General features: G+C 37.3%; 15 protein-coding genes and 1 tRNA gene. 8 read left to right on the forward strand and 8 right to left on the reverse strand.

What is annotated here, in order from left to right; genetic code table 11:
- Window positions 1-3: 3 nt before the first annotated feature.
- Window positions 4-1,854, reverse strand: a complete 1,851-nt coding sequence (locus tag ICG50_RS08340; protein ID WP_187660452.1) for an adenylate/guanylate cyclase domain-containing protein — start codon at window positions 1,852-1,854, stop codon at window positions 4-6.
- The gene (locus ICG50_RS08345; protein ID WP_187660453.1) at window positions 1,855-2,295 is read right to left on the reverse strand and encodes a hypothetical protein; all 441 of its coding nucleotides are present in this window, start codon (window positions 2,293-2,295) and stop codon (window positions 1,855-1,857) included.
- Window positions 2,296-2,483: 188 nt separating this feature from the next.
- Here ICG50_RS08345 and ICG50_RS08350 point away from each other — a divergent pair, with 188 nt between their 5' ends.
- Window positions 2,484-3,371: a YitT family protein gene (locus ICG50_RS08350; RefSeq protein WP_187660454.1), complete on the forward strand. Its 888-nt coding sequence runs from the start codon at window positions 2,484-2,486 to the stop codon at window positions 3,369-3,371.
- A 2-nt stretch (window positions 3,372-3,373) separates the two neighbouring features.
- Window positions 3,374-3,955 (forward strand): HD domain-containing protein, encoded by a 582-nt coding sequence (locus ICG50_RS08355; RefSeq protein ID WP_187660455.1) that lies wholly within the window; start codon window positions 3,374-3,376, stop codon window positions 3,953-3,955.
- Between the two features lie 24 nt (window positions 3,956-3,979).
- Here ICG50_RS08355 and ICG50_RS08360 read toward each other — a convergent pair whose 3' ends face one another.
- The 3 genes from ICG50_RS08360 to ICG50_RS08370 all read right to left on the reverse strand — a co-directional run bounded on the left by ICG50_RS08360 (window position 3,980) and on the right by ICG50_RS08370 (window position 6,112).
- Window positions 3,980-4,792 carry a class I SAM-dependent methyltransferase gene (locus tag ICG50_RS08360; protein ID WP_187660456.1) on the reverse strand — a complete coding sequence of 271 codons (813 nt, stop codon included), beginning with the start codon at window positions 4,790-4,792 and terminating at the stop codon, window positions 3,980-3,982.
- An 88-nt stretch (window positions 4,793-4,880) separates the two neighbouring features.
- Complete coding sequence (locus ICG50_RS08365; protein WP_187660457.1) at window positions 4,881-5,525, reverse strand: TatD family hydrolase; 645 nt, start codon at window positions 5,523-5,525, stop codon at window positions 4,881-4,883.
- On the reverse strand, window positions 5,525-6,112 hold the full coding sequence (locus ICG50_RS08370) for a DUF1684 domain-containing protein (protein ID WP_187660458.1): 588 nt from the start codon (window positions 6,110-6,112) through the stop codon (window positions 5,525-5,527). Before ICG50_RS08370 ends, ICG50_RS08365 begins: the two co-directional genes overlap by 1 nt.
- Window positions 6,113-6,217: 105 nt before the next feature.
- Here ICG50_RS08370 and ICG50_RS08375 point away from each other — a divergent pair, with 105 nt between their 5' ends.
- From ICG50_RS08375 to ICG50_RS08400, 6 genes are all read left to right on the forward strand, one after another.
- Window positions 6,218-7,441 carry an MDR family MFS transporter gene (locus ICG50_RS08375; protein ID WP_187660459.1) on the forward strand — a complete coding sequence of 408 codons (1,224 nt, stop codon included), beginning with the start codon at window positions 6,218-6,220 and terminating at the stop codon, window positions 7,439-7,441.
- Window positions 7,442-7,577: 136 nt separating this feature from the next.
- A complete protein-coding gene (locus tag ICG50_RS08380; protein WP_187660460.1) occupies window positions 7,578-7,937 on the forward strand; it encodes a BlaI/MecI/CopY family transcriptional regulator in 360 nt (119 codons plus the stop codon).
- Window position 7,938: 1 nt separating this feature from the next.
- Window positions 7,939-9,807, forward strand: a complete 1,869-nt coding sequence (locus ICG50_RS08385; protein ID WP_187660461.1) for a M56 family metallopeptidase — start codon at window positions 7,939-7,941, stop codon at window positions 9,805-9,807.
- A gap of 181 nt (window positions 9,808-9,988) precedes the next feature.
- Window positions 9,989-12,439 carry a TonB-dependent receptor gene (locus ICG50_RS08390; RefSeq protein WP_187660462.1) on the forward strand — a complete coding sequence of 817 codons (2,451 nt, stop codon included), beginning with the start codon at window positions 9,989-9,991 and terminating at the stop codon, window positions 12,437-12,439.
- Between the two features lie 69 nt (window positions 12,440-12,508).
- Window positions 12,509-12,652, forward strand: coding sequence for an SsrA-binding protein (locus ICG50_RS08395; protein ID WP_187660588.1), 144 nt, complete (start codon window positions 12,509-12,511; stop codon window positions 12,650-12,652).
- Window positions 12,653-12,724: 72 nt separating this feature from the next.
- A tRNA-Arg gene (locus ICG50_RS08400) sits at window positions 12,725-12,798 on the forward strand.
- Between the two features lie 53 nt (window positions 12,799-12,851).
- Here the strand turns inward: ICG50_RS08400 and ICG50_RS08405 are convergent.
- From ICG50_RS08405 to ICG50_RS08415, 3 genes are all read right to left on the reverse strand, one after another.
- A complete protein-coding gene (locus ICG50_RS08405) occupies window positions 12,852-14,267 on the reverse strand; it encodes an MATE family efflux transporter (RefSeq protein ID WP_187660463.1) in 1,416 nt (471 codons plus the stop codon).
- Window positions 14,268-14,330: 63 nt separating this feature from the next.
- Window positions 14,331-14,858 (reverse strand): NUDIX hydrolase, encoded by a 528-nt coding sequence (locus tag ICG50_RS08410; protein ID WP_187660464.1) that lies wholly within the window; start codon window positions 14,856-14,858, stop codon window positions 14,331-14,333.
- 2 nt (window positions 14,859-14,860) lie between these two features.
- On the reverse strand, window positions 14,861-15,904 hold the full coding sequence (locus ICG50_RS08415) for a GMP reductase (RefSeq protein ID WP_187660465.1): 1,044 nt from the start codon (window positions 15,902-15,904) through the stop codon (window positions 14,861-14,863).
- Between the last annotated feature and the right edge of the window lie 142 nt (window positions 15,905-16,046).

Below are 16,046 nucleotides of genomic sequence, written 5' to 3' on the forward strand. Positions count from 1 at the left end.
AGTTTATTTTGGCCCATTGACAAAGTACATTTTCATCATGCCTTTGTGCTTTACTTCTATTTCGCCGCGATACTCGCAGTGAAATTGGTCTTTGATGAGCTCATAAGTATACTCAGAAACATTAATTCTTCCTGGTTCAGAGCAGGATTCCATACGCGAAGCAATATTCACGGCATCGCCCCAAATGTCGTAGGCAAACTTCTTGCTACCCACAACTCCGGCTACAATAGGTCCGGAATTGATTCCGATGCGAATTTCAAAACGGGTTTGGTCTTGGGTTTGCATGGCTAACGATTCTTTTACAAACTCGGCTATTTCTATGGCGGCCAATACCATTTTATGCGCATGGTCAGTAGTTTCAAAAGGCAATCCTGCCGCGCACATATACGAATCTCCTACGGTTTTAATTTTCTCTAAATCGTACTTCTCCATTATAGTATCAAACTTAGAGAAGTAATAATCCACACTTTCTACCAATTTCTCCGGCGATAAGTCTTTGGCATAATCGGTAAAGCCTTTAAAATCGGTAAACAATACAGTCACCGATTCAAATTTCTTAGCCGCTACTTTACCGCTTTGTTTTAATTCCTGAGCCGTTTCTTCGGGTAGAATATTGAGTAATAAAGTATCCGAGCGGTTCTTTTCTTCTTCGATAATGGCTTTGGTTTTCTGTATAAACTTATTGCGTCGGTACAAGCCAAACGCCAAGAAAATAATGAACAATAAAGTACTGGCTGTGACATAAATAAGATTGCGTTGCCGTTTTACTCTTAACTGCTGAATCTCTTTGTCTTTTTTCAACAGGTTTACTTGTACTTGCTTTTGCGATACTTCATAATTGGTACGTAAATCCGCTATCTTTTGCACCGATTCGAGATTGGTCACACTATCGCGGTAAGTAATGTGGTCTTTGTAATGTTTTAAAGATTCGGCTGTATTGCCCACCTTTTCATAAAGTTGGGAAAGTTTTAAATTGGAGGTGCTCACTTGGTCTTTCAGTCCGTATTTTTGAGCCAAGTCCAAACTTCTTTTGGCATAACTCAGTGCTGTCTTGGTATCGTTTTGTTTCACATAAATATCCGACATGTGAATCAGGTAATCGGAAATGGCGTAATAATCTTTTAAGTCTTCCAAAATGACAATGGCCTTGCGCATGTTTTCCATAGCCAAGTTATTCTTGCCTTGTTCGGCATATACCATTCCTATATTGCCCAAGCTGTAGGCAAACCCTATGATGTAATCATTCTTTTTAAAAATCGCCCCCGATTCGTTAAAATACTGCAAGGCAACCTTGTATTGTTTTGTTTTAAAATATTGGTCACCGGCATTGATTAAAGCACTGGCCAAGACTATGGCGTTATCCGTTGTCCTCAATATTCTAACGGCTTTATTATAATAAATTTCAGCATTTTTAGTATTACCCATTACCGAATAGACATCGGCTATAGCCGAATATGCAGTACCTAAACCAGGAGTATAATTTGCTTTTTCTGCCGCATTTGTACTTTTAAAAAAAGCTGACAATGCAACGTCTAAATCTCCGGCAAGTCTTAGCTTGTTTCCTTTTTGATAATACCCGCGGTGCAAGTATAGATAGTTCTTTTCTGCTTTTGAAAGCGCAATAAGTTCATCAGCATACTTCATCCCCAGTGCTGAATTGTTGACTTCATTAAAAGACAAATTTCTAAGCAATTCCATTTTTTCGGAACTACTTAGAGATTTACCGTTTGTATAAATTTTTCTCAAACTGTCTGCTACTCTCTGTTCTTGAGCCAAGGCAGTTGGCGGTAGAAAAAACAGAAAGCATAAAACAGTAGAGCATTTAAAATGATATTTTAAAATGTTCCATTTCATTTAAGGGTTTACTTGTAATTTAGGATCAATGCTAAAAGATTTGAATTCGGTTGGCGTGTCATAAATACTGAAGTTAATGGTGTAATCTTCATGTTGGTTTACCAAATTGCCATCATTATTAACATTGGCGTTGACATTGCCCGATCTTCCTCCGCTACCGGTTATGGTACCACTGCTGAAGATGTTTACATCATCACCTTCATTTTCATAAGAGATACTGTCAATGGCCACCGTATAACCGCTGTCGGCAGTAACACCAACCCATTTTACGTTTTTGTTTAAGTTTACTTGTGAAGTAAAATCTTCAATAGTTCCGTTAGGAGAGTTTCCGTTGTTGTCATCGGATAAAGAACAACATCCGTCAATTTGTGCTTGTGAGGGGTTTGTCAAGTTCCAAAGGGTATTGGCGCTGACATTCAGAGTGATTTTTACATCTGGCATAATTAAATATTTAAAGGTTAATAAATGCATATTTATAAGACCATTAATTTAATTCGGCGGGGCAACCCAATAAGACTTGAAGCAAAATGACCTGAACGGGGAAACAAATATAGTATTTTTTCTATTAAATTAATAGAATTTTTATTAAATTAGTATCTTTTTAAGAATTAAATTAAATTTATTTCAACATGAGCCACGTCAACAACGCTATAAACTGGAAAGAAATCTTTCACCCAAGAAACCTTTTATTAAACTTAATTGGCGTTGCCTTTATTACTTTGGCATTAAAAGGGTTTATGATTCCCAATAAGTTTCTCGATGGAGGTGTGATTGGCATTTCTATCTTAGTTCATGAGCTAGTACCGGTGCCTTTTGCACTGTTGGTTTTTGTATTCAACTTGCCTTTTATATTTCTGGGGAAAAGATTGTTGGGTAATACTTTTGCTTTGCAATACTTGCTGACATTGTCTTTAATTTCGATTAGTATGGCGAGTATCGAATTTGATGCTGTGACTTCCGATAAGTTGTTGATTGCACTATTCGGCGGTTGTTTGATTGGTATTGGGATGGGATTGTGCATTCGCAGTGGTTCTGTGGCTGATGGGTTTGAAATATTGGCGGTAATGACCACTAAGAAAATTGGTCTCAATGTTTCCGAAGTTATCTTTGGGATGAATACTTTAATCTTTTTGGCCGCGGCTTGGTATTTTGGAATAACGACCGCTTTGTATTCGATAGTGACTTATTTTGCCGCCGTCAAATCGCTCGACTATGTAGCTGACGGCTTGGAACAATACACTTCGCTCAATATTATTTCGTCTGAAAGCGAAGCCATTAAATCATTGATAGTAGAAAAGTTTGGCAAAGGCATTACCGTTATCAAAGGCGAACGCGGATATTTGCCTGATAATTTTCTAGTAAAACACGACTGCGATATTATCGTAACCATCGTCACCCGATTAGAATTATTGCGCATCAAAGACGAAGTCAGACAACTCGACCCGAAAGCCTTTATGTTCATTCATTATATCAAGGAAGCTAGCGGTGGCATTTTGAGACACAAACAAAAACATTAGCCATGAAAAACTGGGATGCTTTGTACACCAATGTAATGGGATGCTTGAAAGAAAAGCTGTCTCCCAAGTTGACCTATCATCATTGGAAACACACCGAACATGTAGTAGAAATGGCGGAATTTATTGGTCACAAGGAACATTGCACTGAAGACGAAATCATCTTAATTAAAACCGCTGCCCTATTTCACGACGCGGGATTTGTCAATCCGATTACGGACAACCATGAAGATGAAAGCATACGTTATGCGCAAAAACGCCTTCCGGAATATGGTTATACCAAAAGTGATATCGAACAAATAGTAGGGATGATTAATGCTACCAAGATTCCGCAAAACCCGCAAAACAAATTAGAGCGCATCCTAGCCGATGCTGATTTGGAATACTTGGGTACGGATAACTTTATCTACATTGGTAACAAACTCTACCAAGAGCTCAAGCACGAAAACCCAAGTCTAAGCACAGAAGAATGGAACGAGATTCAGATTAAGTTTCTCGAGTCTCATGTTTTCCACACCCATTATTGCCTGCACCACAGGGCAGAAAAGAAAGCACAAAATCTACAAGCGCTTTTGCACCGAAAATAGTTTGATAAATTTAAACCGGTTTGCTTAACACTGCACGGTTACCTTTAAAAAAGTCGCCGGTATCTTAGTAGTATTCGCTAAATTACTTGTGTTTTGGTTGTTGAACAACTCCTCTAATTCCAATTGAAGTTCTGTTGCTTTTCCATTGGCTTCCGCTGCAGCAAAGGCATTCATAGTTGGACCATAGTAGTCTCTGAAAACATTTACTAATTCAGTTGGTGAATAAGGTGCATTAAAAACAAAAGTGTCTCTGGCGAAGGCTATATTTTCCTTTGAAATCCCGGCATTTTCAAATCGCTCCGTAACATTACTCTCAACACCCCAAAGCATCGGACTGATAAATCCTTCGGGCGGCGGCGGTGTATAAGCAGAACTGATTCTCAAAATTTGAGCGACCAATGTTGGGTCACCCGGAATCCAATTGCCCATTACTATTCTTCCACCCGAGCGAGCCACACGAACCATTTCTTTAGCAACCTCGAACGGTTTTGGCGCAAACATAGCCCCAAATATGCTAACCACTAAATCAAAAGAAGCATCTTTCAGTTCTTGTAAATCGGTAGCGTCACCTTCTTGAAAGGTACAATTAGTAAGTCCTTCAGCCTTGGCTCTGAGATTGCCAGCTGCTACAAGATTATCGGCTATGTCAACGCCTAAAACGTTAGCTCCGATTTTAGCTGCCGGAATGGCGGTAGTACCGTCACCACAACCAAGATCAAGAACGTCAAGTCCTTTGGTGATTTGTAACGAGTCAACTAAAGCTGACCCGCTTTCACGCATATTAGAGGCAATGCGTGTGAAATCTCCTTTTTCCCATAATGCTTTGTTTGGATTCATTTGTTTGATTTTTAGCCAATAAAGATAATTAAAAAACAACTGTAATTGTGGTTTTTACCCTTCAATTTCATAACTAAATCATTGAAAGTCAATAAAAAACACGCTTCCAGTTTGAGGCTACTTGTGTTTGCAAGGCCTCAATAGTCATTTCTTTGTACTGAGCCGCTAAAGTGTAAACTTCCTCTAAAGTTTCTTCAACGGTATCGGTTTCGAGAAAGAATCGGTCATTGGGAACCGAAAGAAACACCGATTTCAGTTCAGGATTTCTTAAAAGATATTTGCCAAACGACAAATAGAAACCATGGTCTATCATTTGCTGAGCCACTTGTTCATTCTTAGAAAACCCGTGAAGTATTATGGGCACCGAAATAGTCAATCGGTTTTTGATTTCCACTAATTCTTGATAAGCGGCAACCAAGTGTAACACCAATGGTTTTTGATATTTTTCCGCTAAGGCGATTTGCTTTTCAAAGACATCTATCTGGAGCGCCATAGGTATGTCGATTCGCTTGTCTAATCCGCATTCGCCCAGTGCCAAACATTCGGGCTGTTGTAATTTGGTTTCCATGAATTGCAAATCACTTTCCAACCGACTTTCGTTGATATACCAAGGATGAATACCAATGGAATACTGAGGAATGCTATCTATAAACTCCCACGGATATTGGTTTACCAATTCAAAAGTATTGGCTTTATTGGTAAATTTATGGGTATGTAAATCATAGAAAGACATTAGTCGTGAAACTTCTTAACTCCGGCCAGGATTTCAATATTCAAATCGTTTTCCAAAGGCACAATCGGGCAAGAATATTTGTGGTTATAAGCACAATAAGGATTATAGGCTTTGTTGAAATCGATAGTGACTGTTTCCTCTTTTGGAATGCGCATGTCAATGTAGCGTCCGCCAATGTAACTTTCTTTACCACAAGTCAAATCAGAAAAAGGTAAGAACAAATAATCTTCGTAGCCTTCCTTTTTGGTTAAATCGATATTTTGGTACAGGTTTAATTTGAAGGGTTTTCCATCGATCGTAAAAGTCAATTCGCCGTATTTCACATATTCGGGCAAGCGTGTGGTAGAAGTTTTCATTTTAAATACTTTCTCCTTTGGCGTTCGGGTAAACTTCGCTTCTACTATAAACTTATCGTTAATCGGAAAAAAGTCCAAGCTTTTGAATACTTTGAAATCCTCATCCGTTAGTGGACTATCCTCGCGAGTTCCGTATTCTTTATTGAGGGTGTCTTGAAATTCTTTCGAGGTTTCTTGAGCGGTCAGCAACAAAACATTGAACAATAACAAGAAGGAAAGTATTTTTTTCATGGGTCACTTTTTAACAAAAATAGTATAAAAATTGTTTGCAAACTCAGAAACTTGTTGACTCAGTAACTCCGTAACTTTGTAACTTTACATGATCAATCACCCATCATGCTTAAAACCGCTTTCCAACGCTACATAGACAACTTTAAAGGCTTTTCCAGAGAGATTTGGATACTTACCATTATTACCTTTATCAATCGTGCGGGTACTATGGTGTTGCCTTTTCTTTCTAAATACTTGAAAGAAGATTTGGGTTTCAGTTACAGTCAAGTCGGTTGGATTATGGTTTGGTTTGGTGTTGGTTCCATGCTTGGTTCATGGCTTGGCGGAAAGCTTTCGGACAAAATTGGCTTCTACAAAATCATGATTTTCAGTTTGCTCACCAGCGGCTTGATGTTCTTTGTGATTCAATACATCACGAGTTTCATCGGACTTTGTATTAGTATGTTTGCTATCATGACAGTGGCTGATATGTATCGCCCGGCGATGTTTGTCTCCATTGGAGCCTATGCAAAACCTGAAAACAGAACGCGTGCGCTGACATTAGTTCGTTTAGCCATTAATTTAGGTTTCGCGGCCGGACCGGCAATGGGCGGATTGATTATTATGAATATTGGCTATCGTGGGTTATTTTGGGCGGATGGAATTACCTGTATCGTGGCAATTCTAATCTTTTGGATAAAAGTAAAAGAAAAGAAAAAATCGGCTTTCACTGATAAAGAACATCCGGGTGAAGTGTTGACGCATTCGGTTTTTAAAGACAAACCGTTTTGGCTGTTTTTGTTTTCCTGTTTGGTTTCGGGGGTTTTGTTTTTCCAAGTCTTTACCACTATTCCGTTATACCATAGAGAACAATTTGATTTATCTGAATTCCAAACCGGATTATTACTGACCATGAATGGTGTTTTGGTTTTTTTCTGCGAAATGGCGATTGTTAGTTATGTAGAAAGAAAGAAAATCAACAAGGTCAAAGTGGTTGCATTTGGTTGCTTTTTGATGGCCATAAGTATGTATTTAATGCTAATCAACACTTGGGTCGGCATCTTAACTATTATGATGTTGTTTATGACCTTTGCCGAAATGTTTGCTTTTCCTTTTTCTAATTCGGTCGCTTTGAGTCGAGCCCCAAAAGGTCACGAAGGTCGTTATATGGCTATTTATACTATGAGTTTTAGTTTGGCGCATATATTGAGTGCCAAATTAGGAATGGAAATCATTCAGCATTATGGTTATCAAATCAATTGGTTCTTTATGGGCATGCTTGGACTTGTTGGAACTGCATGTGGTTATTGGGTTTTTAAACTGATACAATCCGAACATAAAACACTATAATACAGTTGTTTAAAGAATATTCCACTCTTCAATCCTTAATATTTAGTTAAATAACTATAAATATAGTTGTGCAACTAAAAAAATAGTTATACGTTTGTTTTATCAATTTAGATAAACCCTTTTAAACGAAATAATCATGCAAAAGTTAACCAATAAGGAAGAAGAGATTATGCAAATCTTGTGGAAGCTCAAGAAAGCTTTCGTCAAAGAAGTTTTAGCAGAAATAACGGAAGACCAGCCACATTACAACACACTTTCTACCATTATCAGAAACTTAGAAGAAAAGGGTTTTGTAGGTCACAATGCTTTTGGTAACACCCACCAATACTTCCCTATCGTTAAAATGGAAGACTACAGAAAACGCTTCATGAATACAGCCATTGATAATTATTTCAACAGTTCGTATAAAAATTTGGTGTCCTTTTTTGCCGAAGAAGAGAAAATTTCGGCTGAGGAATTAAGAGAGATTTTAGCTATAATCGAAAAAAAGGAGTAATATGGAAACATTATTCATCTATCTTCTAAAATCGAGCGGATTAATCGCTATGTTTTATTTGGCCTATCATTTTTTGGTTCGCAAAGAGACATTCTTCAACAGCAACCGTTGGTTTTTAATTACAGGATTGTTCACTTCGCTCCTATTACCACTGTTTTCTATTACCAAAATTGTGTATGTGGAAAGACCTAAAATCAACTTAGAAGATTTGGTTGCCTATGCTAATACAACTACAGCTTCCCAACAAGCTCCGGTAGCGGAAACCTTTGATTGGATGCAAATCATTTGGATGGGCTATATCTTAATTGCGTTGTTTTTACTGACTAAGGTTATCATTAATTTCATTTCGCTTTTTCAAATGCTTTATCAACAGCAAAAAGTTAAAAATGAAAGCTTTATGTTAGTTGATTTAAACCATGACATTACTCCTTTTTCGTTCTTTAATTATATTGTTTTCAATTCGTCATTGTATACCCAAGAAGAGTTGCAGAGCATTCTTTTACACGAAAAAGTCCACAGCCAAGAGAAACATTCTTTTGACGTGATGGTCGCTAAGATTTTCTGCATCTTGTTTTGGTTCAATCCGTTTGTTTGGTTGTATAAAAAAGCCATTATTCAAAACTTAGAATACATTGCCGACCAAAAAGCGGTGCAACAATTACAAGATCCAAAAGTGTATCAAAGAGCACTTTTAAAAGCAATTACTCATCAAAACTGCTTATCAATTACTAATAATTTTTATCAATCATTAATCAAAAAACGAATCGTTATGTTAAACACTCATCAATCCCAAAGAAGAAATTCATGGAAGTACACTTTAGTAATTCCGGCCTTAATCGGTTTTGTGCTTTTGTTCCAAATTAAAACTATTGCACAAGAAAAAGAATCCGATACTGAAGTAACCAGATCACTGCAACACCGAGAAGAAATTAGACTTGTCATTGATAAAAACTCTTCTGAAGAAGATTTAAAAAGAGAAGCTAAAAGGTTAAAAAATGACCATGGTGTTACTTTAAAATGTTCTAAAATCAAGCGCAACAACAAGGGTGAAATTACCGGAATCAAAGTCGAATACAAAGATAAAGACGGCAATAAAGGCGTTTCACAAGTTGACGGTAAAGAACCGATAACACCCATTCATTTTTATAAAAACAATGAAGCTATTGGATTTGGAAGACCAAAAAACCTTAAAGTGTACGCCAATGTTCCCGGTGTTCATGCAGAGCATAGCGAAGACTTTGTTTACAACTTCAATGACAGTTTGCCAAATATGAGTGATTTCAACTTTGATTTCGACATTGATATTGAAGCACCCGAAATGCCTGAGATGCTTGAAATACCTGAGATGCCAGAAGCAACTGAAGCACCCGAAGCTCCGGAAATGGACTGGAAAAATCTGCAAGAATCAAAAATTATCATCAAAAAAGGAGACAAAAAACCTATGGTAATTGTCAATGGTAAAGTATTGTCTGATGACGCTGAAATTAAAAAAGCATTAAAAGATTCCGATGTAAAAGGCCAATACAGCATTACCGTTGACAGTGAAGACGGTAATGAAAGTCGCATTGTGATTAACGGCAAAGACGTGGCCAAATTCAGAGCTGAAGCCATGGCCAATGCCAAAGTCCAAATGGGCAAAAACAAAGAAATGATTCGCCTGCAAATGGAACGCGTAAAAGAAGAAATGGAAAGAGTTAAGCCTCAAATAGAGCGTGCCAAAAGAGAAGTGGAACTCGCTAAACCGGATATGGCAAAAGCCAGAGCCGAGATGGAACAAGCCAAAGCGGAAATGCTTAAAGCAAGAGAAGAAATGCAAAAAGCCAAAGCTGAACTAGACAAAGCCCGAGAAGAATTAAAAAGAACCAAATAAGAATTTCAGCTATGATGACTTTTATCATTTCAGTTTCAAAGGCAATAGCCCTTTGGCTGAGTCAATAAGAATGTTGTATCAAATCACATATTAATGAAACAAAAAGTCAGTTTCAACGACTTAAATAAAGAAACCGCTAGATGGCGGTTTTTTTATGCCAAAACTTAATCAATATCAATCAATGAAAAATAAAATCACTTTTTTATTTGCCTTACTGTTATTCAACGGAATCCTCAATGCTCAAAACGGTTTTAGCATTTCAGGCAAATTAATCGACAAAGACCAAAAATCAGCGAGCGGCATTCAAATTACCTTACTTTTGACCAAAGACAATTCCGTAGTAAAAATTGAAATCACTGATGCAGAAGGTAAATTTGAATTTACCAATCTAAAAGAAAACGATTATAAAATCCAAACAGATGATATTGCTTTTAAAAGTTACCAAAGTCAAACCATCACTCTTTCGGCCGTTAATCCAATTGTAAACTTGCCTCAAATCACTTTAGCAGCCAATGAACTGAACAAATTAGACGAAGTGGTCATTACCAAGAAAAAACCATTTGTAGAAAACAAAATCGACCGAACAGTGGTAAATGTTGACGCCTTTATTACCGCTGCCGGCGGCGATGCAATGGATGTTTTAGAAAAATCTCCCGGAATATCAGTAGACCAAAACGGAACGATTACTTTCAAAGGCAAATCGGGCGTTCAGGTTTATATAGATGACAAACCGACTTATTTATCCGGAGCAGAATTAGAAGCTTATCTTAAATCGCTTCCGGTAAGTACGTTAGACAAAATTGAATTAATGACGAATCCACCGGCAAAATACGATGCTGCTGGCGGTGCCGGAATTATAAATATTGTTTCCAAAAGATCAAAAGCCAAAGGTTTCAACGGCAATCTAACTTCGAGGATTTCTCAAGGAAAAAGAAGCGGCAATCGTCAAGGGTTTAATTTCAATTATTTGAATGAAAAAGTACGTGTTTTTGGTAATATTGGCTATGCCGAACAAAATCCAATTAACGATTTATTCATTTTCAGAAAGTTCAAAGACGATTCCGGAAACACTACCAGTTTGTTTAATCAAAATAGTTTCATTGACACCAAAGTACAATCTAAGAATGCCCGAATCGGCTTAGATTATTATGTTTCCGATAAAACCACGATTGGAATTGGATTAAGTGGCATTTTGAGAAAGAATAATCAAAATTCAGATGTAAGAAGTGAAATTACGGATGCCAATTCGGTTTTAGATTCTTCCATCATTGCCTACAACAGACAAAAGCAGAAATTCAAAAACGGCGGCGTTAATTTTAATTTCCGACATGAATTAGATAGTCTAGGTCAGCGTTTGACTGTTGATGTCGATTATTTAAAATATGACACTTCTGCCAAGCAAACGTTCAATAATTACATCTATCAACCTGACAATACACTTTCAAGTCAGGATGAATTAAGAGGTGATTTACCATCGGATATTGATATTTATTCCTTAAAAACAGATTATACTTTACCTTTTAAAAACGGTAGTAATTTTGAAGCTGGTTACAAAGTAAGCTACACCAAAACAGACAACATCGCCGATTACCGTGATGTTATTGATGGTGAAGAAATCCCAAATTATGCTACCAGCAATCATTTTAAATATGATGAGATTATCAATGCGGCTTATGTAAATTTCAATACTAATTACAAGCGTTTCAGTTTCCAAACGGGTTTGCGTGTCGAAAATACCGAATCAAGAGGAAATCAATTGGGCAACATCGAACAACCTGCTTCTAAATTTAAGAGAAATTACACCAATCTTTTCCCGACGGTTTATGTACAATATAAATTAGATTCGATAGGCGATAATTCTTTGGTTATCAATTATGGCAGAAGAATCAACCGACCTTATTTTCAGGATTTGAATCCATTTGTAAGTCCGTTAGACCGATTCACTTTCTATTCGGGTAATCCTTTCTTGAATCCTTCATTTGCTAATAATTATGAACTCTCTTATCGATATAAAAGTATTCTCTCAACCACTTTAAGTTATGGTTCTTCCAAAGATGACATCAACGAAACCATCGAAATCAATGACGGAATTTACTATAGTCGTCCTGGAAATATTGGTAAAAGTCAGTTTTTCAGTCTTAACGCCAGTTTGCAATTGGAATTAAACAAATGGTGGTCAACCAACATTTACAATGAAGTAACTTATACCCGATACAAAAGTAAATTATACACCGAAGATTTAGAATCATCAGGTACATTTTGGAGTGTTAACGTGAATAACAGCTTTAAATTCCAAAAAGGTTGGTCAGCCGAATTGAGCGGAAATTATCATACTGATATTGTTTCGGCACAGTTTGTCATATTATCTAGATCCAGTATCAATATTGGTGTACAGAAAAAAATTCTTAAAGACAAAGCAACTATCAAATTATCCGGTAATGATATTTTCTATTCTAATTTGAATAACGGAATTATCAGAAACCTTCAAAATACGGAAGCCAACTGGAGAAACAAACTTGACAGCCGTTTCGTAGTCTTAACTTTTACTTATAGTTTCGGAAAATCTTTCGCTCCTAAAAAGCAATATGATGCTAATGGCGCCGAAAGTGAAAAAAACAGAGTAAGAAGTTAGTCCTATCACCTATCTAAAATTAAACCGTCAATTGGCGGTTTTTTTTATCTTTACACTAAAGTAAATATGATGTATAAAATTTTAGCCAAACTCAACAAACTTCTTTTACCAAGCTTCACCAAGCGTGGATTGGATTTGGCAAAAGCCAAGAAATGGCAAATGGCTATAATTGCCTGGCGGTATTATGTTACCACAAACGCGTTGAAAAACTAAAAAATATTCGTTTAAATTTTAATTTCCATTTGTAAATTACACTTAAATACCTATATTTGCACCCACAAAAAAGGCCTCGTGGCGCAACTGAATAGCGCATCTGATTACGGCTCAGAAGGTTACTGGTTTGAATCCAGTCGAGGTCACAAAAACAAAGAAAAGCTCATACAAAAGTATGGGCTTTTTTATTAGAAAACATTTAAACCTGAACTATCTTCCACTTCCCTTTTTTGAAATAATAAAAAGCCAATAAAGCCAAAACGGTTTCCGCAGAAGGAATTGCAATAAAAGCGCCTAGCGGCCCAAGGTCAAGATAAACCGCAAGAAACCAAGCCAATGGAATTTGGATCATCCAAAAGCAAACAATATTAATCCAGGTTGGCGTTTTGGTATCGCCTGCGCCATTCAGCGCTTGTATCATCACCATTCCTATTCCATAAAATACATAGCCTAATCCGATGATTCGCAATGCCTGACTTCCATAAGCCAAAATCACTTTGTCTTCAGTATAAAAACTGATAATTAATTCTGAAAAACAAACAAATAGCAAAGTCACTAAACTCATGAAAATGATATTGTATTTGGTCGTCAATAAAACGCTTTGTTGGGCGCGTTCGGGTTGTTTGGCACCTAAATTTTGTCCAACCAAAGTCGCAGCCGCATTACTCAATCCCCAAGCCGGCAAGATAAAGAACACTACATTTCTAATCGCAATTTGATAACCGGCACTAGCATCCGTACTTCCGGTTACTGAAACAATATAAGTCAGAACAATCCAACTGCCGCTTTGGATAAAAAACTGCAACATCGCGGGTGTGGAAATGCTCAACAAAGATTTTATAATTTCGAAATTAGGTTTGAAATACGTCTTGTAAATTTTAATCGTTCTGCTTTTGGCAAACAAATGATAGCATTGATAAATTACTCCGGTTGATCTACCTATTGCTGTGGCAACTGCAGCGCCAACCAAACCCAGTTCCGGAAACGGTCCGTAACCATAAATGAGTAGCGGACACAAAATGATATTGATGATACTCGCCAACCAAAGACTTCTCATCGCCATCGCAGCATCTCCGGCACCTCTAAATATTCCGTTAATCAAAAACAGCAAAATAATGGCGGGACTACTGGCAAAAATGACTTGGGCAAAAGTAGTTCCCTCTTTAATAACTTCGGGTTGTGCACCCATTATGGCTAAAATATCAGAAGCAAAAGTAACCCCCAAAATAGCTACCAAAATTGCCACAATCAAAGAAACCGTAATGGCTTGTGCTCCGGATTTAGAAGCTTCCGTAAAATCTTTTTCCCCAACCCGTCGAGCTACAATGGCTGTGGCACCAACACTCAAACCAATTCCGAGTGTGTAAACTAAGGAGATTACGGCTTCGGTTAAACCAACCGTAGCTACTGCTACATCAGCATTGGGCAAGTGACCCACAAAATAAATATCCACTACAGCAAATACTGATTCTAAACTCAATTCCAAAATCATCGGCACTGATAATAAAAGAATAGCCGTTTTTACATTGCCTTGCGTATAATCATGTTCTTCACCTTTGAGTGATTGCTTGATTAGTCGAAAAAGTTTGGTGATTTTATTTGGATTGGATGACATTCTGAAAGGATTAGTTTATTCAAAAATAACATTTTTTTGTACTAAAAAATCAACCAAAATGGCTTATTCCAAAAGATATCGTTCCTGAATTACTTTTTTAATAGATACAAAACCTATGGCATCCAAATCAATCTGGTTTCTTTTGATCCAAATCAAATCCTTGATTTCCTCTTCTGCTGTAATGGAGATATTGTTTGAAGCCAATTCACATTCATAAAAAATATCCATCGTTCTGTAGGCTACATTTTTATACAAATAATTATTGGGTGAAGTAGTAACATACTTGAGTGCTTGTGGTAAAATATCTAATCCTATTTCTTCCTTGATTTCCCGACAAGCCGCTTCTTCGGCAGTTTCACCAGGATCAATAAAACCGCCGGGTAAGTCGAGTTTACCTTTATCAGGTTCGGCGTTTCTTACCGTAAACAAAACTTTGTCTTCATAAGTAAATACAATCGCCACTGCTGCCGCTATGTTATGGTACAATACAAAATCACAAATATGACAGTTGAACTTGAAATTGTTATTATATTCAAAATCCTGCGAACCACAATGGGGACAAAATTTAAAAAAGGCTGTTCCGTTTGTCATCTTTATAATTTACCGAAAACGGTATTTTCTTGTTCAGTTACTCTGATAAATGTTGTTCTTTTGGTCAGTTCTTTTAATTTGGAAGCGCCAACATAAGTACAGGTACTTCGAATACCACCTAGAATATCGTGCAAAGTAACTATCACATCGCCTTTATAAGGAATCTGAACCGTTTTGCCCTCACTCGCACGGTAATCAGCAACACCACCCACGTGTTTTTTCATAGCAGTTTCCGAACTCATACCATAGAACTCTTTGAACTTTTCACCATTGACTTCAATCAGTTTTCCGCCACTTTCGTTATGACCGGCTAACATGCCACCCAACATGACAAAATCGGAACCTGCTCCAAAAGCCTTGGCCACATCGCCCGGAATCGCACAACCACCATCGCTGATGATATGTCCGCCCAAACCGTGAGCCGCATCGGCACATTCAATAATAGCAGACAATTGCGGATAACCAACACCGGTTTTCACTCTGGTGGTACAAACCGAACCAGGTCCAATCCCCACTTTGACAATATCGGCTCCTTCTAGTAAAAGTTCTTCAACCATTTCACCTGTCACTACATTACCGGCAATGATTACTTTATCCGGAAATTGTTTTCGCGCTTGACGCAGAAACTCCACAAAATGTTCTGAATAACCATTAGCCACATCAATACAAAGAAAATTAAGTTGTGGATTCTGAGTAAATATTTCTACTATCTTTTTGAAATCACTTTTACCGGTTCCGGTGCTAACGGCGATGTAATCGGCAATTTCGTTTGGTGCGCTTTTCAAGAAATCATTCCATTGCGCTACCGTGTAATGTTTGTGGATGGCTGTAAAGAGTTTTTCTTTGGCTAAAGCCAGTGCCATTTCGAAAGTGCCAACCGTATCCATATTGGCCGCCATAATAGGTATACCTGTCCAAACGTGCGTGCTGTGTAAAAATTTAAATTCTCTTTCCAAAGACACTTGTGCTCGACTGTTTAATGTCGACCGTTTTGGTCGTATCATTACATCTTTAAAGCCCAGTTTCAGATCGGTTTCGATTCTCATAATTCAAGATTTAGAGTACAATCAAATGTATTGCTTTTCCCCCTTTGGTGATTGAAAAAATCATTTTTACACCCTATAATTTATCAACAATTGTTAGTAAGAAAATGCAATTTAATTTAGTAGTTTTACACACCAATATATG

Source organism: Flavobacterium buctense, assembly GCF_014486695.1.
In the GTDB taxonomy this organism is placed as follows: Bacteria; Bacteroidota; Bacteroidia; order Flavobacteriales; family Flavobacteriaceae; genus Flavobacterium; species Flavobacterium buctense.